Here is a 21,746-nt window from a genome sequence, read left to right as displayed (position 1 = left end):
ACGCACTAAGATGGGCTGGGAGGAACGGTGAAAGCCGCTATGATCAGGCCAGTTGAACGAGAGGCAGCATGACATCCGCCATGACGATCGAAGTCCCTGTTCTCGACAATCCCGACCCCAAGACGCTCGCCGAAGAAGTCTTGATGTCGCTCAAATACCGGGTCGGCAAGGACACAACCGTCGCCACGCCCTATGACTGGCTGACCGCTTCGATCAAGGTGGTGCGCGACCGCATCGTCGATCAATGGATGCAGGCGACCAGGGAGGCTTACGACCAGCAGGAAAAGCGCGTCTATTACCTTTCGCTCGAATTCCTGATCGGGCGCCTGATGCGCGACGCCTTCTCCAATCTCGGCCTGATGGAGAACATGCGCGAGGCGCTGTCCTCGCTCGGCGTCGACCTCGACCTGATCGCGGGGCTCGAGCCGGACGCGGCACTCGGCAATGGCGGCCTCGGCCGTCTCGCCGCCTGCTTCATGGAAAGCATGGCGACCGTCGACATCCCCGCCCATGGCTACGGCATCCGCTACGCCAACGGCATGTTCCGCCAGGAAATCCACGGCGGCTGGCAGGTCGAGCTGCCGGAGACCTGGCTCGATCACGGCAATCCCTGGGAGTTCGAACGGCGCGAGCGTTCCTTCGAGGTCGGCTTCGGCGGCTCGGTGGAAGCGATCACCTCCAAGGATGGCCGGCTCGAACGCCACGTCTGGAAGCCGACCGAGCATGTGTTGGCCGTCGCCTATGACACGCCGGTGGCCGGCTGGCGCGCCAGGCGCGTCAACACGCTGAGACTCTGGTCCGGCATGCCGATCGACCCGATCCTGCTCGACAAGTTCAATGCGGGCGACCACATCGGCGCGCTGGCCGAGAGCAACAAGGCCGACGCGCTGTCGCGCGTGCTTTATCCTGCCGATTCCCACATGGCCGGCCAGGAGCTGAGGCTGCGGCAGGAATATTTCTTCTCCACTGCCTCGTTGCAGGACATCGTGCAGCGGCATTTGAGCCAGTATGGCGACCTGAAATCGCTGCCCGACAAGGCGGCGATCCACTTGAACGACACCCATCCCGCGGTCGCCGTGCCGGAGCTGATGCGGCTCCTGATGGACGTCCACGGCATGGACTTCGACCAGGCCTGGGACATCACCAAGCGCACCTTCGGCTACACCAACCACACGCTGTTGCCCGAAGCGCTTGAAAGCTGGCCGGTGCCGCTGTTCGAGCGTCTGCTGCCTCGCCACATGCAGATCGTTTACGCCATCAATGCGCAGGTGCTGCTCGAGGCCCGCGCCACCAACCAGTTCTCGGGCGATCAGATCGCCCGCATCTCGCTGATCCAGGAAAATGGCGACCGCCGCGTGCGCATGGGCAATCTGGCCTTTGTCGGCTCGCATTCGATCAACGGCGTCTCGGCGCTGCACACCGAGCTGATGAAGGAGACGGTGTTCGCCGATCTCCACAAGCTCTATCCCGATCGCATCAACAACAAGACCAACGGCATCACGCCCAGGCGCTGGCTGATCCAGTGCAATCCCGGCCTGACCTCGCTTGCCCGCGAGGCGATCGGCGACCGCTTCATGGACGACATCGAGGCGGTCAAGGATCTCGATCCGCTCGCCGATGACGCGGCTTTCCGTGAGAAATTCGCCGGTGTGAAGCGGCAGAACAAGGCGCGGCTCGCCAATCTCGTCGCCGACCGGCTCGGCATCAGGATCGATCCGTCAGCGCTGTTCGACATCCAGGTCAAGCGCATCCACGAATACAAGCGCCAGCTGCTCAACATACTGGAAGCGATCGCGCTGTACGATCAGATCCGCTCGCATCCGGAACGGGACTGGATGCCGCGCGTCAAGATCTTCGGCGGCAAGGCGGCGCCCAGCTATCACAACGCCAAACTGATCATCAAGCTGGCCAACGACGTCGCGAAGGTCATCAATGGCGATCCGTCGGTGCGCGGCCTGCTGAAGGTGGTGTTCGTGCCGAACTACAATGTCAGCCTGGCCGAGGTGCTGATGCCGGCCGCCGATCTCTCCGAGCAGATTTCGACCGCCGGCATGGAAGCTTCGGGCACCGGCAACATGAAGTTCGCGCTGAACGGCGCCTTGACCATCGGCACACTCGACGGCGCCAATGTCGAGATCAAGGAACATGTCGGCGACGACAACATATTCATCTTCGGCCTCACCACCGCGGAGGTCGCCGAGCGGCGCGCCAATGGCTACAATCCGCGCGGCGTGATCGAGACCTCGTCCGAGCTGTCGCAGGCGGTATCGGCCATTTCCTCCGGCGTCTTCTCACCCGACGATCCCGACCGCTATCGCGACCTGATGAACGGGCTCTACCAAAGCGACTGGTTCATGGTGGCGGCCGACTTCGATTCCTACGCCGCCTGCCAGCGCGAGGTCGACGCCGTGTGGCGCAACAGCCCCGACTGGTACGCGCGCGCCATCCGCAACGTCGCCCGCGTCGGCTGGTTCTCGTCCGATCGCACAATCCGTCAATATGCGAAAGACATCTGGAACGTGCCCGTCTGATATGATTGCATGAGCCACAAAGAATGTGGCCAGATGCATGTCGCCCAAAAGTGCGTAGCGGTTTTGGGACCACGACATGCACCAAGACAAAGAACGGCGCATGCCGGAGCGAGGCATGCGCCAGAACAAGGTGCCCGGGGAGGGCGACCGTTTGATGAGGAAGCCGCGCGCGACCGCTGCGACAAGCGGGCCGGACGGACTGGCGCCAGCCGGCGATGTCGCGGCGATTGTCGCCGGAACGCACGGCGATCCCTTCGCGGTCCTGGGCGTGCATGAAGCCGGCAAGGGCTTCATTGCCCGCTGCTTCGTGCCCAATGCCGAATTCGTCACCGCCTACACGCTGACCGGCAAGGAGGTCGGCGAGCTTTCCCGCAGCGACGATGCCGGCTTCTTCGAGGGCAAGGTCTCGATCCGCAAGCGCCAGCCGCTGCGCTATCACGCCAGGAATGCCGGCGGCGATTGGTGGCTGACTGATCCCTATTCCTTCGGCCCGGTGCTCGGTCCGATGGACGACTATTACATGGCCGAGGGTTCGCACTTACGGCTGTTCGACAAGCTCGGCGCCCACATCGTCGAACATGAGGGCGCCACCGGCGTGCATTTCGCCGTCTGGGCGCCCAATGCGCGGCGCGTCTCCGTGGTCGGTGCCTTCAACGACTGGGATGGTCGCCGGCACACGATGCGCGACCGTAAGGACACGGGCATCTGGGAATTGTTCATTCCCGATATCGGCGCGGGCAAGCCCTACAAGTTCGAGATCATTGGGCCCGACGGCGTGCGCCTGCCGCTGAAGGCCGACCCGTTCGCCTTCGAATCGGAATTGCGCCCGGCGACCGCCTCGGTGACGGCGCCGCCCATAGCGCATCAATGGGGCGATGAGGCGCATCGCAATTATTGGCAGAAAGCCGATCCCCGGCGCGAGGCGATCTCGATCTACGAGGTCCATGCCGGCTCCTGGCAGCGCCGCGACGACGGCACGTTCCTCTCCTGGGACGAGCTCGCCGCGCGGCTGATCCCCTACGTGGCCGACACTGGCTTCACCCATATCGAGTTCCTGCCGATATCGGAGCACCCCTATGACCCATCCTGGGGCTACCAGACCACCGGGCTTTATGCGCCGACAGCCCGCTTCGGCGACCCCGACGGCTTCGCCCGCTTCGTCGACGGCGCGCACCGCGCCGGCATCGGCGTCATCCTCGACTGGGTGCCGGCGCATTTCCCGGTCGACGAGCATGGCCTGGTCCATTTCGACGGCACCGCGCTCTACGAGCATGCCGATCCGCGCCAGGGCTTCCATCCCGACTGGAACACCGCCATCTACAATTTCGGTCGCCGCGAGGTGGTGTCGTTCCTCGTCAACAACGCGCTGTTCTGGGCCGAGAAATACCATGTCGACGGCTTGCGCGTCGACGCGGTCGCCTCGATGCTCTACCTCGATTATTCGCGCAAGGCCGGCGAGTGGATCCCCAACGAGAAGGGCGGGCGTGAGAACCTGCAGGCCGTCAGCTTCCTGCAGAAGATGAACAAGGAGGTCTACGGCCACCACCCCGGCGTGATGACGATCGCCGAGGAATCGACCTCATGGCCGAAAGTGTCGCATCCCGTGCATGAAGGCGGCCTCGGCTTCGGCTTCAAGTGGAACATGGGCTTCATGCACGACACGCTGGAGTATCTCTCCAAGGAGCCGATCTTCCGCAAGCACCATCACAACGACATCACCTTCGGCCTGGTCTACGCCTTCTCGGAAAATTTCGTGCTGCCGCTTTCGCATGACGAGGTCGTGCACGGCAAAGGCACGCTGCTCCACAAGATGGCAGGCGACGACTGGCAGAAGTTCGCCACGCTGCGCGCCTATTACGCCTTCATGTGGGGCTATCCCGGCAAGAAGCTCCTGTTCATGGGCCAGGAATTCGCCCAGCGCCGCGAGTGGAGCGAGGAACGCGCGCTAGACTGGGACCTGCTCGAATTCGCACCGCATCGCGGCGTCTGGCAGACGGTGCGCGACCTGAACTATCTCTACCGTTCGCGCCCGGCGCTGCATGCGCGCGACTGCGAGCCGGAGGGCTTCTCCTGGCTGATCGTCGACGACCGCGACAATTCGGTCTTCGCCTGGCTGCGCAGCGCGCCGGACGGCAATTCGATAGCTGTCATCTCCAATTTCACGCCGGTGCCGCGCGAGAACTATCGCGTGCCGCTGCCGAAGGCGGGAAAATGGCGCGAGATCATGAATACCGACGCCGAGGTCTATGGCGGCTCCGGCATGGGCAATAGCGGCATGGTCGAGGCAAGCGGGGAAGGAGGCGGCGTATCGGCGACGATGCTTTTGCCGCCGCTGTCGACGATCATGCTGGAATTCGTCACGGATTGAAGCAGATGATGTCTCATCCTGCTCTTGCAACAGTCCGGGCAGCTTGTTTGGGAGGGTAACAGAATGGCAGAGATCAGAAGAACCCAGCCGCTGGCACGCGATGCCATGGCCTATGTGTTGGCCGGCGGCCGCGGCAGCCGCCTCAGGGAGCTGACCGACCGGCGCGCCAAGCCGGCGGTCTATTTCGGCGGCAAGACGCGCATCATCGATTTCGCCCTCTCCAATGCGCTCAACTCCGGCATCCGCCGCCTCGGCGTCGCCACCCAGTACAAGGCGCACTCGCTGATCCGCCACCTGCAGCGCGGCTGGAACTTTCTGCGGCCCGAGCGAAACGAAAGCTTCGACATCCTGCCTGCATCGCAGCGCGTCTCGGAAACGCAGTGGTATGAAGGCACGGCCGACGCCGTCTACCAGAACATCGACATCATCGAGGCCTACGGCCCCGAATACATGGTCATCCTCGCCGGCGACCACATCTACAAGATGGATTACGAACTGATGCTGCGCCAGCATGTCGACGCCGGCGCCGACGTCACCGTCGGCTGCCTGGAAGTGCCGCGCATGGAGGCGACCGGCTTCGGCGTCATGCATGTCGACAAGAAGGACAACATCATCGCTTTCGTCGAAAAGCCGGCCGATCCGCCCGGCATTCCGGACAAGCCGGAATTCGCTTTGGCGTCGATGGGCATCTATGTCTTCAAGACCAAGTTCCTGATGGAGCAGCTGCGCCGCGACGCCGCCGAGCCCGGCTCCAGCCGGGACTTCGGCAAGGACATCATCCCTTACATCGTCCAGCACGGCAAGGCGATCGCCCACCGCTTCGCAAAATCCTGCGTGCGTTCCTCGCACGAGGCCGAACCCTATTGGCGCGACGTCGGAACGGTGGACGCCTATTGGGAAGCCAATATCGACCTCACCGATATCACGCCCGAGCTCGACCTCTACGACCGCGATTGGCCGATCTGGACCTATGCCGAGTTGAAGCCGCCGGCAAAGTTCGTGCATGACGAGGACGGCCGCCGCGGCGAAGCGATCTCCTCACTTGTCTCCGGCGACTGCATCGTTTCCGGCGCCTCGCTGCGCCGCAGCCTGATCTTCACCGGCGCGCGCATCAATTCCTATTCCAAGCTCGAGGAAGTGGTGATGCTGCCCGACGTCCAGGTCGGCCGCAACGCGAGCCTCAAACGCGTCGTCATCGATCACGGCGTCCACATCCCGGAAGGACTGGTTGTCGGCGAGGACCCGGCGCTCGACGCCAAGCGTTTTCGCGTATCGGAGAAGGGCATCTGCCTGATCACGCAGGACATGATCAACAAGCTGTCGACCCCGTAGGGTCGATCAGCAAGCTGTCGGCCTGGTGAGGTTGATCGGCTGTCAACCTGACAAGGTTGATCAGCAGGTTGACGAGGTCGATCAGCAGGCTGACGACTGGATCAACAGGTTGTCACTTTGACCTGTCATCTTGAGATCGGAATGTGGAGCGCATGCAGGTTCTGTCGGTCACGCCCGAAATCTTCCCGCTGATCAAGACCGGCGGGCTTGCCGACGTCGCCGGCGCCTTGCCGATCGCGCTTGCCGGCAAGGGCGTGGCGATGCGCACCCTGGTTCCGGGCTATCCCGTGGTGATGGCGGCCTTCGCCAAGAAGAAGGCGGTCTACCAATATCCGCTGCTGCAGGGCGCCAAGGCTTCGATCCATGCCGCCAAGATCGGCGATCTCGATCTCTTCGTTTTGGATGCGCCGCATCTCTTCGATCGCCAGGGCGGCCCTTACGGCACCGCCTCCGGCGCCGACTGGCCGGACAACTGGCGCCGCTTCGCCGCGCTCAGCCAGGCCGGCGGCGACATTGCCGGTGGCGCGATCTCCGGTTACCAGCCCGACATCGTGCATGCCCATGACTGGCAGTCGGCGATGACGCTTGCCTATATGCGCTACGGCAAGGCGGTCGGCGTGCCGTCGCTGATCACCGTGCACAATCTCGCCTTCCAGGGCCAGTTCGGCGCCGGCATCTTCGGCGAGCTCGGCCTGCCGAGCGTGGCGATGCAGCTCGACGGCGTCGAATATTATGGCGGCGTCGGCTTTCTCAAGGCCGGCCTGCAAGCCGCCTGGGCCATCACCACGGTCAGCCCGACCTATGCGCAGGAGATCCGCTCGCCGGAATTTGGCATGGGCCTCGACGGTCTGATCAACATGCGCGCCAGCGACCTCTACGGCATCGTCAACGGCATCGACGTCGACATCTGGAACCCGCAGACCGACAAGCATCTGGTCGCCAATTATTCGGCCGAGACGCTTGCGGCGCGCGGCAAGAACCGCAAGGCGGTCGAAGAGCGCTTCGGCCTGGAAGCGGATGGCAGCCCGATCGTCTGCGTCATCAGCCGGCTGACCTGGCAGAAGGGCATGGACATTCTGGCAGCGGTCGTCGACGGCATCGTCGCCGCCGGCGCGCGGCTGGCGATCCTCGGCTCCGGCGACGCCGGCCTCGAAGGCACGCTGCTTGCCGCCGCCGCCCGCCATCGCGGCCGCGTCGGCGTCGTCGTTGGTTACGACGAAGAACTTTCGCACGTCATGCAAGGCGGCTGCGACGCCATCATCATTCCGTCCCGCTTCGAGCCCTGCGGCCTCACCCAGCTCTATGGCCTGCGCTATGGCTGCGTGCCGGTCGTCGCCAGGACAGGCGGTCTGGCCGACACCATCATCGATGCCAACGAGGCCGCCTTGTCGGCCGGCGTCGCCACCGGCTTCCAGTTCGCGCCCAACAATGGTGCCGCGATGCTCCATGCCATCCAGCGGCTGGTCGAGCAGCATGCGCGGCCCGCGACCTGGGCCTCGATCCAGCGCCAGGGCATGAAGGCCGATGTCTCCTGGGACAAGAGCGCCGAAAAATACGTCGAACTCTATCGCTTGCTGCTTTCAAAAAGGGCTGCCTGAGGCATGATCAAAACCGTCCCGACCAAACCCTATACCGACCAGAAGCCAGGCACCTCCGGCCTGCGGAAAAAGGTGCCGGTGTTCCAGCAAGAGCACTACGCCGAGAACTTCATCCAGTCGATCTTCGATGCGCTGGACGGTTTTCAGGGCAAGACGCTGGTGATCGGCGGCGACGGCCGCTTCTACAATCGCGAGGTCATCCAGAAGGCGATCGCCATCGCCGCCGGCAACGGCTTCGGCAAGGTGATGGTCGGGCAGGGCGGGATTCTGTCGACGCCGGCCGCCTCCAACATCATCCGCAAATACAAGACCTTCGGCGGCATCATCCTGTCGGCCAGCCACAATCCGGGCGGTCCGCACGAGGATTTCGGCATCAAGTACAATGCCGGCAATGGCGGCCCGGCGCCGGAAAAGATCACCGACGCGATCTTTGCCAAGTCGAAGCAGATCAAGAGCTTCAAGATCGCCGATATCGGCGCCATCGACATCGACACCATCGGCACCGTCAAGGCCGGCGACATGACGGTCGAGATCTGCGACCCGGTCAAGGACTATGCCGAACTGATGGAAAGCCTGTTCGACTTCGACGCGCTGAGGAAGCTCTTCAAGTCGGGCTTCCGCATGCGCTTCGACGCCATGCATGCGGTAACCGGCCCCTATGCCAAGGAGATCCTCGAACGCCGGCTCGGCGCGCCGGACGGCACCTGCCGCAACTTCAAGCCGCTGCCCGATTTCGGCGGCCACCACCCGGACCCGAACCTGGTGCACGCAAAACACCTCTATGACGAGATGATGGGGCCCGACGCGCCGGATTTCGGCGCGGCTTCCGACGGCGACGGCGACCGCAACCTGATCATCGGCAGAGGCATCTTCGTCACGCCGTCGGACTCGGTGGCGATGCTTGCCGCCAATGCCAAACTGGCGCCGGGCTACAAGGACGGTCTGAAAGGCATTGCCCGCTCGATGCCGACCAGCGGCGCCGCCGACCGCGTCGCCGAAAAGCTCGGCATCGGTATCTATGAGACGCCGACCGGCTGGAAGTTCTTCGGCAATCTGCTCGATGCCGGCATGGCGACCATCTGCGGCGAGGAAAGCGCCGGCACCGGCTCCAACCATGTGCGCGAGAAGGATGGGCTGTGGGCCGTGCTTCTGTGGCTCAACATCCTCGCTGCGCGCGGCGAGAGCTGCAAGGACATCGTAACCGGGCACTGGGAGACCTACGGGCGCAACTACTATTCGCGCCACGACTACGAGGAGGTCGAGAGCGATCGCGCCAACGCGCTGGTCGACGAGCTACGCGCCAAGCTCGGCTCGCTGCCCGGCACGACCGTGCGCGGCCTCAAGATCGCCAAGGCCGACGATTTTGCCTATCGCGATCCGGTCGACGGCTCGGTGAGCGAGCACCAGGGCATCCGGATCCTGTTCGAGGGCGGCTCGCGCGTCGTGCTTCGCCTCTCCGGCACCGGCACCTCGGGTGCGACGCTGCGCGTCTATATCGAGCGCTACGAGCCGGACAAGGCAAGGCACGATCTCGACACGCAGGAAGCGCTCGCCGATCTCATCGCCGCCGCCGACGACATCGCCCGCATCAAGAGCCACACCGGCCGCAACAAGCCGAGCGTGATTACTTGAGGGTGGCGTGGCGCGACTCCCCCTTCTCCCCTTGTGGTAGAAGGTGTCGCCGAAGGCGACGGATGAGGGGTGCTCCAGCTTGGCGCAAACCGGCGCTCGCATCGCCGGCGCCTCATTTCTTCCAACACCCCTCATCCGTCTCGGCGCTGCGCGCCGATCCACCTTCTCCCACAAGGGGAGAAGGGGAGGCGCCCGCATGACCCTCGGCGCCACCATCACCCCCGAAGGCATCCGCTTCGCCGCCTGGTCGTCATCCGCGAGACGTCTTTGGGTCTCGATCTTCGACGACACCGGCGCGCTTGAAACCGACCGGCTGGAGCTCAACCCCGAAGGCAGGGGCGTGCACGCGCTCCTTGTCTCCGGCCTTGGCGACGGCGCGCGTTACGGCTTCCGCGCCGACGGCGACTATGCGCCGGAGCGCGGCCTGTGGTTCGACCCGAACAAGCTTCTCACCGACCCCTATGCCGTCGAGGTCGATCGTCCATACCAATATCATTGGCGGCTTGCCGCCAAACGCAACGAAGGCGCCGACACCGCTCCGCTGATGCCGAAGGCGATCGCGCGTTCGCTGCCCAAACCGGTGCCGCCCCAGCCGCCGCTGTTCCGGCCTGGCGGGCTGATCTACGAGCTCAATGTCCGCTCCTTCACCAAGCTGCATCCGGACGTGCCGGAAACCCAGCGCGGCACCATCGCGGCACTCGCCCATCCGGCCATCATCGAGCACCTGAAGCGTCTCGGTGTGTCGGCCGTCGAATTGATGCCGGTCACTGCGTCGATCGACGAGCGGCATCTGCCGCCATTGGGGCTGAGCAACGCCTGGGGCTATAATCCCGTCACCTTCATGGCGCTCGATCCGCGCCTCGCGCCCGGCGGTCTCAAGGAACTGCGCGACACCGTCGCCGCTCTGCGCCAGGCCGGCATCGGCACCGTTCTCGACCTCGTCTTCAACCACACCGGCGAAAGCGACCGGCTCGGGCCGACGTTGTCGCTGCGCGGACTGGATGCGATAGGCTACTACCGGCACCAGGCGGACGGCAGGCTGGTCAACGACACCGGCACCGGCAACACCGTCGCCTGCGACCATCCGGTTGTGCGCGAGATGGTGCTCGACACGCTGCGCCACTTCGTCCGCTTCGCCGGCGTTGACGGCTTCCGCTTCGATCTGGCGCCGGTGCTCGGCCGCGTCGACGGCGCCTTCGATCCGGAAGCGCCGCTGCTTCGGGCCATTGCCGGCGATCCCGTGCTCTGCGACCGCGTGCTGATCGCCGAGCCTTGGGATATCGGTCCGAGCGGCTACCAGCTCGGAAATTTCCGGCCGCCATATCTGGAATGGAACGATCGTTATCGCGATGATGTCAGGCGCTTCTGGCGCGGCGATGCCGACGCGGTAGGCGTCTTGGCCACAAGGCTTGCAGGTTCTTCCGATGTCTTCGGCAGGGAAGGCCAACCGGCGAGCCGTGCGGTCAATTTCATCGCTGCACATGACGGCATGACGCTGGCCGACATCGTCGCCTACGAGCGCAAGCACAACGACGCCAACGGCGAGCACAATCACGACGGCCACAACGACAATTTGTCATGGAACAACGGCGCCGAGGGCGAGACGGACGACGCGGCGATTGCCAAGGCGCGGTTCGACGACCAGCGCGCGCTGCTGGCGACACTTTTCGCCTCGCGCGGCACCATCATGCTGACCGCCGGCGACGAGTTCGGCCGCACGCAAAAAGGCAACAACAACGCCTATGCGCAGGACAATGCCATTACCTGGCTCGACTGGGCCGGCCGCGATCAGGCGTTGGAGCGATATGCCTCATCGCTCTCTGCGATGCGTCGTGCCTTTCCCGCGCTGTCGGACATGCATTTCCTGACCGGAAAGCCGGCTGATGCTTCGACCATTCCGGATGTCGAGTGGCTGACGGAGACGGGCGCGCCGCTCGACGAGACGGAGTGGAACGATCCCGATCGACATCGCCTCGTCATGATGCTCGGCGATAGCGGAGGCAGTCGCCTTGCCGTTATGGTCAATGGCGACCGCCGCCAATGCGTCTTCACCTTGCCGGTCCGGGACGGCTACGAGTGGGGCCCGGCGATCGAGGCGCAGCCGGTCGATCTTGCGCGGCCGCTGCCCGGCCGCAGCGTCAATTTCATGATCGAGCGGCGTGCCGCTCAATCGCGCAACGGGAAGGGCTTGTGATGGCTGCCGAAAATTCCGGGCAAGGGAGCGAATGGTGGCGCGGCTGCGTCATCTATCAGGTCTATCCGCGCTCCTTCCAGGACACGACCGGCAACGGCAGCGGCGACCTCAAGGGCATCACCGCGCGGCTCGCCCATGTCGCGTCGCTCGGCGTCGATGCCGTCTGGCTCTCGCCCTTCTTCAAGTCGCCGATGGCCGACATGGGCTACGATGTATCCGACTATCGCGACGTCGATCCGATGTTCGGCAGCCTGCAAGATTTCGACGCGCTGGTCGCCGAGGCTCACCGGCTCGGCCTGAAACTCATCATCGACCAGGTGATCTCGCATTCTTCCGACAAGCATGAATGGTTCGTCGAGAGCCGCGCCAGCCGCGACAATGCCAAGGCGGACTGGTACGTCTGGGCTGACGCCAGGCCGGATGGCAGCGCGCCCAACAACTGGCAATCGCTGTTCGGCGGGCCGGCCTGGGAATGGGACGCCACCCGCCGGCAATACTACATGCACAATTTCCTCGCCGCTCAGCCGGATCTGAACTTCCACAATCCGGACGTTCAGGACGCGCTTTTGGACACCGTGCGCTTCTGGCTGGAGCGCGGCGTCGACGGCTTCCGGCTGGACACCGTCAACTACTATGTCCACGACCGCTGGCTGCGCGACAACCCGCCCTTGGCCGCGAGCGTCGCCGGCACCAATGGCGCCACCAGCACCTACGCCTTCCAGGAGCATCTCTTCGACAAGACGCGTCCCGAGAACCTCGACTTCCTGAAACGTTTCCGCGCGCTGCTCGACGAATATCCAGACCGCGCCGCGGTCGGCGAGGTGGGTGACGAGGAGCGCTCCTTGCAGACGCTCGCCGCCTACGTATCGGGCGGCGACAAATTGCAGATGTGCTATACGTTCGACCTGCTCAGTCCGCAATTTTCCGCCGCCCATGTGCGCGGCTGCGTGGAGGCGTTCGAGACGACTGCCCCGGACGGCTGGGTCTGCTGGGCCTTTTCCAACCATGACGTCGTGCGCCATGTCAGCCGCTGGACGCGGCAAGGCGAGAACCCGGACGCGGTGGCGAAGTTCTCGATCGCGCTGCTTGCCTGCCTGCGCGGTTCGATCTGCCTCTATCAGGGCGAGGAACTGGGGCTGGAGGAGGCGGAGCTAGCCTATGAGGATCTGCGCGATCCGGTCGGCATCCGCTTCTGGCCGGGCGTGAAGGGCAGGGACGGCTGCCGCACCCCGATGGTCTGGCAGGCGGAGGCGGACAATGCCGGCTTCTCGACGGCCAAGCCCTGGCTGCCGGTGCCGCAGGCGCATCGCGCCCGGGCGGTCGACGTCCAGAATGTCGAGGAGCGGTCGGTGCTTGCCGCCTATCGGTCGATCCTTGCCTTGCGCAAGAGCCATCCGGCACTGATCCAAGGCTCGATCCGCTTTCTCGAGGCCGAGGGCGATGTGCTTGCTTTCCTCCGTGAGCGCGACGGCGAAAGGCTGCTTTGCGTTTTCAATTTCTCGACTGAGGCAACAGGCTGGGCGCTGCCCACCGAGATCGGCGAAGCCGAGATAACGGCATTTGACGTTGACGCCGCCGGCGTTCTTACCGGTGTTGTCGAGGACAGCGTGCTGGCGCTGCCGCCTCTGGGCAGTTTCGTCGGCAGGATTGGCTGACGGCGGACTACTGCACCAGCACAGAACGCCCGCAGGTCGCGCCGGTCACGCGCACATCGGCCTCGCCGACATGGACGCCCAGAGCTCCAAGCACATTGTAGAGGAGGTCGTCGACCGGCGCGGTTACGCCGTTGAGCAGCGTCGTCACCGCTGGCTTCACCGTGCCGAGCAGGGCGGTCAGATCGATGCCTAGGCCCAGCGCATTGATCGAAAGCGTCAGGTTGTCGACCAGCGACGTCGTCAGCGACTGCGTCAGGTTCTTCGTCGACACCGTCTTGGTCGCCTTGTTGGCGATGTCGGTGGCGTTGTAGGTCAGGTTGGTCGGCGTCATGTTGGTGACCGAGAAGGCCGACGAGCCTGTCACCTGCAGCACCGGGACGAGCAACAGCTTCAGGTCCGCGATATCGGCGTCGGAGAATGATTGCGGCTTGGTGAAATCCGCGAAGCCGCTTGCGCTGCTGTTGGCCAGATGGGCTGAGACCACGCCCGGCTGCGCGACGATCGAAACCTTGATGCTGGAGGGGCCGGTCGGGCAGCTGATATCGGTCAGCTTCGCTTCGGCATAGGCCACTTCGACGTTGAGCGGCAGGTGGACGGCGACAAGACTGGTGCCGCCGCCGAGATTGGGATTGCCAAGTGTCACGTTGGCGTTGAGCTTGATGCGGGTCTGCGCCGTGCGCACCACGGTGCCTGCCTCTCCCACCGCCAGCCAGGCCGAGTTCTGCATCGGCTCGCCGATGGCGATCGCAAGCGTCGTCGATGCCAGCCCCGGTATGGTGGCGCCGAGATTGACCGCGACCTGATTCGTTCCATTGGCCAGAGCGGCAGCCGCGGTAAGCATGCTGAGCGCGCTGGCTGTCACGTTAAGGCCGGCCGGCTTTTGCCCGATGCCGAGATCGCCGACGGAGCCGAGATCGATGAGGGTGCTGAGCGGAATCCTGACCGTATTGGTGGCGCTGGAGGCCATGGTCTGCAGAGCGAGTTTGGCTGTGCGGTCGAGCCCCGGCACATTGGCCATTGCCGTGGCGATCTGGCCGATCGTTGCTTTGGAGGCGAGCACGTCGTTGTAGGAAACGCCGGTCAGATGCAGTTGCGTCGCCAGCGCATCGGTGAACGAAAGAACGTCGACATCGGCCGACACCAGTGAATTGTAGTCCATCACGCTGAGCGAGATGTTGCCGCCGAGAAGGCCGCCGAGAAGCGCGTTGAGAATGCCGCCATTGAGGCTGGCGAGCCGCGAGCCGACCGAAAAAGCCGCTTGCGGCTGCGCGCTGGCGATAGCGGTCGTGCCGAGAGTGGGCGGCGCCATGATCGAGCCCGCGAAATAAAGCGTACCCTGTTTCTTGAGCGTAACCTGGACCGCATTGTAGGGCAGCTTGCCCGCCTCGAACCGGCTGCCGGCGGCAATGGTGCTGACGCCCGTGTAGCGCCCCGGCACGACCTGGACGACGGCCTTGCTGGCGGTCGGCGCCACGGTCGCGCCTTGTTGCTGCACGGCGACCGAGGTGATGCCGTTGTCGCTGAGCGCGGTCAGCACCGCCTGCTGGGCGTTGGTGATGTTCGAGGCCGCGGTGATGGCGGCAAGGTCGACGATCGACTGCGCGGCGCGGCGCTCGTTGTAAAGGGAACCTTCGTCGATCGCGAAGGCGGTCAGCGCCAGCGCTACCGGCGTGCACAGCGCGGTCATGACGGCGAAATTCGCGCTCCGGTCGGCGAGCAGCCGTCGCGTCGCCGCCATGAATGCAATTCCAGGAAAAATGCGAGGCGGTTGAGTTCGGCGACCTCGCCGTAGCCTTCCGTCCGGAATTGCGTCACTGAAAACAGATGGAGCGGTCTGGCCTTTTCGGGAAACGATAAGCCGCTCCAGCCCCCCCTTGATGGGCATCATATGCCTCCGACGCGGATCGTCGATTGACGTTGGATCGTCGTGCCCGGCAGCGGCAGCGTCCGGAACAGGTTCCAGATTGGCAGGTTGCGTGCATCGTAGGTGACCGAGACGACGAACTGGCTGCCGTCGACGGCGCTGTCCTGCGCGTTGACAGTCAGCTTGTTGGCGTCGACGAACGGATAGCCCGAGACATCGTGAGTGATGAAATCGGTAACCAGCGCCTGCCGCTCGGTCTGGTTGAGGCCGGCAATCGCGGTGCGCGCCGCGTCGGCGGCGATCTGCTGCACCGAATGACTGGCGCCGAAATAAATTCCATATGCAACCATGCCGAGCAGAAGCAGGATGAAGACCGGCGCCAGCATGGCAAATTCGATTGCCGACGTGCCCGTGGCGTCAGCCCGGAAACGAGACCACGGAACAAGCAATTTTCGGTTCTTCAGCATGGCGCGGAGAATGCCAAAGGCCGCCTGCAAAAACAGAAAACAGCTGGAACAACCGGCAGGTGTGCCAAGTTGAAAGAAAGCTCTAAGCTTTAGGTTTCGCTGTTTTAGCGCTATGGCGCTCACTTTGCGTCAAGCAGGCAATGGTTGAAATAAGATTTCGCTCTGTCTAGTCTCCTGCCACCAGCCGCCGGAAGGAACCGGCGGCACGCCTGAAACGGGGCCGGTTCAACGGTTCCGAGGTGTCAAAACTTAAGAAGGCGCGGCTGAGGGGCTGCGCCGACAGGGAGAAACTTCATGCTGAAAGACATGCTGAAGGCGACGGTGTTCGCCACCACATTGGCTTTGGCCGCCGGCACATTCTACACGCCTGCCTTCGCCGAAACCGTCTACAACCGCGGCGCCGCCGCCGAGGCGGAGACGGTCGATCCGCACAAGACGTCGACTGTCTACGAAGCCGATATCATACGCGACCTGTTCCAGGGCCTCGTCATGCACGACCAGAAGACGAATCTCATACCGGGCGCCGCCGAAAGCTGGACGGTGTCGGATGACGGCACCGTCTACACCTTCAAGCTGCGCAAGGACGGGCTCTGGTCGGACGGCACCCCGGTGACGGCGGACGACTTCGTCTATTCGTTCCATCGACTGGAAGATCCGGCCACCGCTGCAGAATACGCCTCGATGCTCTATCCGGTGAAGGGCGCCGAGGACTTCAACACCAAGAAAGGCAAGGCCGAGGAGATGGGCGTGAAGGCGATCGACGCCAACACGCTTGAAGTCACGCTGAAGGCTCCGACGCCCTACTTCCTGGAGATGCTGACCCACCAGGCGACCTATCCGGTCAACAAGGCTTCCATGGACAAGCTCGGCGCCGACTGGATCAAGCCGGGCAAGCTGGTCTCCAATGGCGCCTATACGCTGGCGGAGTGGGTTCCCAACGACCATATGAAATTGGTCAAGAACCCGAAATTCTGGGACGCCGCGAGCGTCAAGCTCGACGTGGTCAACTACATCCCGACCGAGGATCGCTCGTCGGCGATGAAGCGTTTCGAGGCGGGCGAGCTCGACAGCTATGGCGACCTGCCGACCGAGCAGCTCGCCGATCTCAAAACCAAATTCGGCGACCAGGTCCGTGTCGGGCCGTATCTCGGCACTTATTATTACGCGGTCAAGACCGACAAGGCGCCTTGGGACAATGTCGAGTTGCGCAACGCCATCTCGATGGCGATCGACCGCGACTTCCTCGCCGAGAAGGTCTGGCAGAACTCGATGCTGCCCGGATATTCGATGGTGCCCCCGGGCATCGAGGGTTACACGCCGGCACTGGCCAAATACGCCGACATGCCGCAGATCGACCGCGAGGATGCGGCCAAGAAGATCCTGGAAAAGCTAGGCTATACACCCGAGCATCCGTTGAAGATGGAGATCCGCTACAACACCTCGGAAAACCATAAGAACACGGCGGTCGCCATCCAGGAACAGCTGAAGCCGCTCGGCGTCGAGGTGACGCTGCTCAACACCGACACCAAGACCCATTACAGCTTCCTCGAGCAGAAGGGCAACTACGACGTCGCCCGTGCCGCCTGGATAGCCGACTACAAGGATCCCGAGACCTTCCTCGGCATCTCGCGCAAGGCGAGCGGCAACAACTACTCGAACTACAACAGCCCCGCCTATGAAGCCGCCATGGACAAGGCGGCTGCCGCAGGCGGCAAGCCCGAGGAGCGCATGAAGGACCTCGCCGCAGCCGAGCGCATCCTGGTCGACGACGTCGGCGAGATCCCGCTTCTCTACTACAGCTACCACGACATCGTTTCCTCGAAGCTGCACGGCTTCGACGACAATGTGATGGACATTCATCCGTCCCGCTTCATCTCCAAGGACTGACAAGAAACCTTGGCCGTGCCGCCGCTCTCTTTTTGGGAGCGGCGGTCGCGGTCTGTCGTCGTGCCGGGCCGAAAGTCGGATTGGATTTTCGGGCTGCCCGGTGCGAAGATCAGAGATGCCGGCGCGCCACGGATCTTCGACTGGAGAGCCTGTCGCCCTGGCTGAAGCGGGGCGCCGATGCTGCGTTATGTCTTCCGGCGGCTGTTGACCGCCATCCCGACACTGTTCGTCATCGTGACGGTGGCGTTTTTCCTGATCCGCGTCGCGCCAGGCGGCCCATTCAACCAGGAGCGGGGCCTGAGCCCCGAGATCAGGGCCAATCTCGAAGCCCAGTTCGGCCTCAACGATCCGCTCTGGCTGCAATATGTCCACTATCTCGGCAATCTTTTGCGCGGCAGTTTCGGCCCGAGCTACAATTTGCCGGATTTCACCGTCACCGAACTCTTCGCCAAGGGCCTGCCGATCTCGGTGCAGATCGGCACCTCGGCGCTGGTGCTGGCGCTGCTGCTGGGCTCGACCCTTGGCACGATCGCGGCGCTGAATCAGAATAAGCTTGCCGACTATTCGGTGATCGCTTTGGCCACCGCCGGCAGCACCATCCCCACCTTCGTCACCGCGCCGTTGATCCAACTCCTCTTCGGGCTGTCCTGGAAGCTATTGCCGATCGGCGGCTGGGGCGACGGCGCCTTGATCAACAAGGTCGGGCCGGTGCTGACGCTCGCCCTGCCGCAGATCGCCATCGTCGCCCGCCTGATGCGCGGCTCAATGATCGAGAGCCTGCGCTCGCATCATATCCGCACCGCCCGCGCGCTCGGCCTGTCCGACTGGTCGGTGGTGGTCAAGCATGCGCTTCGCGGCGCCGTGCTGCCGATCGTCTCCTTCACCGGCCCGGCGGCGGCGGCGCTGCTCACCGGCTCGATCATCGTCGAGACGATTTTCTCCATACCCGGGGTCGGCCGCTACTTCGTCGATGCCGCCCTCAACCGGGACTACACGCTTGTCATGGGAACCGTGGTGGTGATCGCGCTCTTCACCATCGTCTTCAACCTGATCGTCGACCTGCTCTATGCGGTCGTCGATCCGAGGGTGCGCTATGACTGACCTCGCCGTCACCGTGCCCGAGCCGATTGTCGGCCGCTCGCTCTGGGGCAATGCTTGGGCGCGGCTCAAACGCAACCGCGCCGCGATGCTCAGCCTCTATTACCTGGCCTTCATCGCCGTCATCAGCATTTGCGGTCCGTGGGTCGTGCCGCATGCATACACCACCATCTATGGCGACTATGTGCGCATGCCGCCGAGCTTTTCGGCCTATCCGAAACCCGACATGATCCAGGGTGCGCTGGGCGACGCCATCAAGCGCATGCGCGCCGACATCAAGGAATGGCATCAGGACGGCAATCGCGTCATCGTCACCGTCACCTCGACCAAGCCGATCGACGACCGCAACATCCGCTATCTCGACCGCTCCGACGCCTTCGACGACACCAGGATCGAGAACAAGTCGCCCGACGGCCTCGAGGTGACGATGAGCTCGGCCGTGAAGCAGCAATATTTCTTCTTCGGCACCGACAACACCGGCCGCGACCTGCTTTCGCGCACGCTGATGGCCGGACGCATCTCTTTGGCCATCGGCCTGCTCGCCGGCGTCGTCGCCGGCGTAATCGGGGTCATCTACGGCGCGACCGCGGGCTTCTCCGGCGGCAAGATCGACGAGGTGATGATGCGCATTGTCGACGTGCTCTATTCGCTGCCGTTCATCTTCTTCGTCATCATGCTGGTGGTGTTTTTCGGCCGCAACTTCGTGCTGATGTTCCTGGCCGTCGGCGCTGTGTTGTGGCTCGACATGGCGCGCATCGTGCGCGGCCAGGCGCTGTCGATCCGCAGGCAGGAATATGTCCAGGCGGCGGAGGCCATGGGCGTCGGCCAGCGCGGCATCCTGTTGCGCCATGTCATCCCCAACCTGCTTGGCCCGGTGGTCATCTACATGACGCTCTTGGTGCCGCAGGTCATCATCCTGGAGAGCTTCCTGTCCTTCCTCGGTCTAGGCGTGCAGGAACCGATGACCAGTTGGGGCGTGCTGATCTCGGTCGGCGCCAAGAACATCGGCTACGCCAACTGGCTGCTTTTGTTCCCGGCCTTCTTCCTCGTCTCGACGCTGTTTGCCCTGAATTTCGTCGGCGACGGCCTGCGCGACGCGCTCGATCCCAAGGACCGCTGAGATGACTGGTTCCGAAACGATCCTCAGCGTCAAGGACCTGCGCGTCCGCTTCCAGACCCTCGACGGCACGGTCGAGGCCGTGAAGGGCATCAACATCAAGGTCAACGCCGGCGAGACGGTCGCCGTCGTCGGGGAATCCGGATCCGGCAAAAGCCAGACGATGATGGCGGCGATGAGCCTGCTTTCTTCCAATGGCGAGGCGACCGGCCAGGTCGACTACCGCGGTCGCAATCTCCTGACGATGTCAAAGAGCGAGCTGAACCAGGTGCGCGGCCGCAAGATCAGCATGATCTTCCAGGAGCCGATGACCTCGCTCGACCCGCTCTACACCATCGGCAACCAGCTGATGGAACCGATCAGTCGACACCGCGGGCTGAACGCGGCCGCGGCGCGGGAAGAGGCGCTGAAATTGCTCAGGCTGGTGCACATTTCCGATCCCGAACGGCGGATGAAATCCTATCCGCACGAGATGTCGGGCGGCCAGCGCCAGCGCGTCATGATCGCCATGGCCTTGGCCAACGATCCGGACATCCTCATCGCCGACGAACCGACGACGGCGCTCGACGTCACCATCCAGGCGCAGATTCTGATGCTGCTGGCCGAACTGCAGCGCAAGCTCGGCATGGCCATCGTCTTCATCACCCACGACCTCGGCATCGTGCGCCGTTTCGCCGACCGCGTCTATGTCATGCGCCTGGGCGAGGTGGTGGAGGAGGGCGATGCGGAAGCGCTCTTCGCCAATCCGCAGCATGCCTACACCAAAATGCTGCTCGCGGCCGAGCCGACGGGCACCAAGGCGGCGCCGCCCGCCAGTGCGCCGGTGCTGCTCGAAGGCCGCAATGTCGAAGTCGTCTTCAAGATCGGCGGCGGCTTTCTTGGCGGCGAGCCGCTGATGCTGCGCGCGGTGGACAGGATCTCGATCCGGCTGAAGCGCAACCAGACGATCGGCATCGTCGGCGAGTCCGGTTCAGGCAAGTCGACGCTGGGCCGCGCGCTGCTCAGGCTCTTGCCCAGCGACGGCGTGATCCGCTTTGGCGACCGCGACATTTCGGACGCGGACCGCCAGGCGATGCGGCCGCTCAGGCGCGAATTGCAGCTCGTGTTCCAGGATCCGTTCGGCTCGTTGTCGCCGCGCATGACCGTCGGCCAGGTGATCACCGAGGGCCTTTTGGTGCACGAGCCCTCATTGACCGGCAAGCAGCGCGACCAGCGCGCCGTCGAGGCGCTGCGCGAGGTCGGCCTCGACCCCAATGCGCGCAACCGCTACCCGCATGAATTCTCCGGCGGTCAGCGCCAGCGCATCGCCATTGCCCGCGCCATGATCCTGAAGCCGAAAGTGGTGGTGCTCGACGAGCCGACCTCGGCGCTCGACCGTTCCGTGCAGAAGCAGATCGTCGAGCTGTTGCGCAAGCTTCAGGCCGACCATGAGCTGTCCTACCTCTTCATCAGCCACGACCTCGCGGTGGTCCGCGCGATGGCCGACTACATCATCGTCATGAAGCAGGGAAAGATTGTCGAGGAAGGGCCGACGCAAGAAATCTTCGACGATCCGCGCGAAGCCTACACCCAGACGCTGATGAACGCCGCGATCGATACGGCACGGTTCAGGATGAGTGCTTGAAGCCGGGGCAAGCTTAATCTCGCTCGGCTTACGGCGAGGACGGGCACCTCCGGTTCCGCGTCGCGACGATCACCTGCTGCTGTTGCTGCAGCCGTTCGATCCGGGCGGTTTCGCGATTGGCTATCGCCGTCTTCACGCGCTCGCCGCCCAGCAACCATGTCGGCACGCTGGTGTTGGCGACCTTGCCGCGAGCGATTGCGGTGCGTGAAATATCGGTCGCGGTGTCGCCGACCGCATTGTTGAGCTCGGGGCAGTTCATTTTGTCGTAGTTCGCCGGGCTGATCGACGCGGTGGTCGATGAGCAGCCCGCCGCGAACAAGAGGACCGCAATTGTCGGTAGAATGGCCGTCGGCGTGAACTTCATACTCTCAACCCTGGT

14 protein-coding genes are annotated in these 21,746 nt (G+C 63.9%); 11 read left to right on the top strand and 3 right to left on the bottom strand.

Annotated elements, in window-relative coordinates; all coding sequences use genetic code 11:
• The first annotated feature begins 68 nt into the window (after positions 1-68).
• The 7 genes from LB525_RS18755 to LB525_RS18725 all read left to right on the top strand — a co-directional run bounded on the left by LB525_RS18755 (position 69) and on the right by LB525_RS18725 (position 13,310).
• Positions 69-2,531, top strand: a complete 2,463-nt coding sequence (locus tag LB525_RS18755) for a glycogen/starch/alpha-glucan phosphorylase (RefSeq protein ID WP_224545713.1) — start codon at positions 69-71, stop codon at positions 2,529-2,531.
• A gap of 154 nt (positions 2,532-2,685) precedes the next feature.
• Positions 2,686-4,899, top strand: coding sequence for a 1,4-alpha-glucan branching protein GlgB (gene glgB / locus LB525_RS18750; protein WP_224545910.1), 2,214 nt, complete (start codon positions 2,686-2,688; stop codon positions 4,897-4,899).
• A 63-nt stretch (positions 4,900-4,962) separates the two neighbouring features.
• Complete coding sequence (gene glgC / locus LB525_RS18745) at positions 4,963-6,231, top strand: glucose-1-phosphate adenylyltransferase (RefSeq protein WP_140635175.1); 1,269 nt, start codon at positions 4,963-4,965, stop codon at positions 6,229-6,231.
• Positions 6,232-6,383: 152 nt separating this feature from the next.
• Entirely contained in the window at positions 6,384-7,829 is a 1,446-nt protein-coding gene (gene glgA / locus LB525_RS18740) for a glycogen synthase GlgA (RefSeq protein WP_224545712.1), read from the top strand.
• Between the two features lie 3 nt (positions 7,830-7,832).
• Positions 7,833-9,461: an alpha-D-glucose phosphate-specific phosphoglucomutase gene (locus LB525_RS18735; protein ID WP_224545711.1), complete on the top strand. Its 1,629-nt coding sequence runs from the start codon at positions 7,833-7,835 to the stop codon at positions 9,459-9,461.
• 196 nt (positions 9,462-9,657) lie between these two features.
• Positions 9,658-11,655: a glycogen debranching protein GlgX gene (gene glgX / locus LB525_RS18730; RefSeq protein ID WP_224545710.1), complete on the top strand. Its 1,998-nt coding sequence runs from the start codon at positions 9,658-9,660 to the stop codon at positions 11,653-11,655.
• On the top strand, positions 11,655-13,310 hold the full coding sequence (locus LB525_RS18725; RefSeq protein ID WP_224545709.1) for an alpha-glucosidase family protein: 1,656 nt from the start codon (positions 11,655-11,657) through the stop codon (positions 13,308-13,310). Before glgX ends, LB525_RS18725 begins: the two co-directional genes overlap by 1 nt.
• A 7-nt stretch (positions 13,311-13,317) precedes the next feature.
• Here the strand turns inward: LB525_RS18725 and LB525_RS18720 are convergent, their stop codons facing one another.
• Positions 13,318-15,048, bottom strand: a complete 1,731-nt coding sequence (locus LB525_RS18720) for a TadG family pilus assembly protein (RefSeq protein WP_224545708.1) — start codon at positions 15,046-15,048, stop codon at positions 13,318-13,320.
• Positions 15,049-15,194: 146 nt separating this feature from the next.
• The gene (locus LB525_RS18715; RefSeq protein ID WP_140541604.1) at positions 15,195-15,641 is read right to left on the bottom strand and encodes a TadE/TadG family type IV pilus assembly protein; all 447 of its coding nucleotides are present in this window, start codon (positions 15,639-15,641) and stop codon (positions 15,195-15,197) included.
• A gap of 294 nt (positions 15,642-15,935) precedes the next feature.
• On the opposite strand from LB525_RS18715, the gene LB525_RS18710 reads away from it, so the two are divergent.
• The 4 genes from LB525_RS18710 to LB525_RS18695 all read left to right on the top strand — a co-directional run bounded on the left by LB525_RS18710 (position 15,936) and on the right by LB525_RS18695 (position 21,367).
• Entirely contained in the window at positions 15,936-17,528 is a 1,593-nt protein-coding gene (locus LB525_RS18710; protein WP_224545707.1) for a peptide ABC transporter substrate-binding protein, read from the top strand.
• A 177-nt stretch (positions 17,529-17,705) separates the two neighbouring features.
• Positions 17,706-18,629: an ABC transporter permease subunit gene (locus LB525_RS18705; RefSeq protein WP_224545706.1), complete on the top strand. Its 924-nt coding sequence runs from the start codon at positions 17,706-17,708 to the stop codon at positions 18,627-18,629.
• Entirely contained in the window at positions 18,622-19,746 is a 1,125-nt protein-coding gene (locus LB525_RS18700) for an ABC transporter permease (RefSeq protein WP_224545705.1), read from the top strand. Before LB525_RS18705 ends, LB525_RS18700 begins: the two co-directional genes overlap by 8 nt.
• Position 19,747: 1 nt before the next feature.
• Positions 19,748-21,367 (top strand): ABC transporter ATP-binding protein, encoded by a 1,620-nt coding sequence (locus tag LB525_RS18695; protein WP_224545704.1) that lies wholly within the window; start codon positions 19,748-19,750, stop codon positions 21,365-21,367.
• A 28-nt stretch (positions 21,368-21,395) separates the two neighbouring features.
• Here the strand turns inward: LB525_RS18695 and LB525_RS18690 are convergent, their stop codons facing one another.
• A complete protein-coding gene (locus LB525_RS18690; RefSeq protein ID WP_140845723.1) occupies positions 21,396-21,731 on the bottom strand; it encodes a hypothetical protein in 336 nt (111 codons plus the stop codon).
• Positions 21,732-21,746: the final 15 nt, after the last annotated feature.

Origin of the sequence: Mesorhizobium sp. CA16, from assembly GCF_020165175.1 — a bacterium.
Lineage (GTDB): Bacteria > Pseudomonadota > Alphaproteobacteria > Rhizobiales > Rhizobiaceae > Mesorhizobium.
The sequence above is the reverse complement of the archived record's forward strand: the minus strand, read 5'-3'. Positions and strand labels throughout refer to the sequence as shown.